1 protein-coding gene is annotated in these 1,121 nt (G+C 70.0%); it reads left to right on the forward strand.

All coding sequences use genetic code 11. The features are described from left to right. Nucleotides 1-127: 127 nt before the first annotated feature. Nucleotides 128-1,121 (forward strand): IS481 family transposase (locus tag ACIQHQ_RS37395; protein ID WP_402621306.1); only part of this gene is annotated, 994 nt, incomplete at its 3' end.

Here is a 1,121-nt window from a genome sequence, read left to right on the forward strand (position 1 = left end):
CTAGCTGTTCTGCCCGGGGAGGTTGTGGACAGGTGAGCCAGGTCTCGGTTGAGGGATCTTGAACAGGTGAGGGCCTTCCGGGTTCGGTGTGGATTGCGACATCTCCACCGAACGACGAAAGGCCCTCGTGCCCCACCGTAATGCACCCCTGACCGAGACCGGCCGCCTGCGCCTGGCCCGCTGCGTGGTCGAGGACGGCTGGCCGCTTCGGCGGGCCGCCGAACGCTTCCAGGTCTCACCCACCACGGCCCAGCGATGGGCCGGCCGCTACCGGCAGCTGGGCGAAGCCGGCCTGGCCGACCGCTCCAGTCGGCCCCGCCACAGCCCTGGCCGTACTCCCACCCGCACCGAGCGACGGATCATCAAGGTCCGCTTGCTGCGCCGGTGGGGACCGGCCCGCATCGCGCACTTCCTGCGCCTGGTGCCCTCGACCGTGCACCGCGTCCTGACCCGCTACCGTCTGGCCCGTCTGTCCCACCTGGACCGGGCCACCGGCCGCGTCGTGCGCCGCTACGAACGCGACCGTCCCGGTGAGCTGATCCACGTCGACATCAAGAAACTGGGCAACATCCCCGACGGCGGCGGTCACAAGGTCCACGGCAGGGCCCAGGGCAGCCGCAACAGCTCCGCACACCGCGATCCCACCCGGCCCCGCACCCGCCACGGCCGCCCCAACCTCGGCTACAGCTACCTGCACACCGCCGTCGACGACCACTCCCGCCTCGCCTACAGCGAGATCCACGCAGACGAGAAGAAGGAGACCGCCACTGGCTTCTGGCAGCGGGCCCACGCCTTCTTCGCCCGGGCCGGGATCACCGTCGAGCGGGTGCTGACCGACAACGGCTCCTGCTACCGCTCACGCGACTGGCGCGACGAGCTGACCCGGACCGGGATCACCCACAAGCGCACCCGGCCCTACCGGCCCCAGACCAACGGCAAGGTCGAACGCTTCAACCGCACCCTGCTGGACGAGTGGGCCTACGCCCGCCCTTACCGGTCAGAAGCCGAGCGCAGGCAAGCGTTCCCGCAGTGGCTGCACACCTACAATCACCACCGCGGACACACCGCGCTGAAAGGCCAACCACCCGCCAGCCGCGTCCCCAACCTCACGGGTCAGTACA

It is taken from the genome of Streptomyces sp. NPDC092370 (assembly GCF_044755265.1).
Lineage (GTDB): Bacteria > Actinomycetota > Actinomycetes > Streptomycetales > Streptomycetaceae > Streptomyces.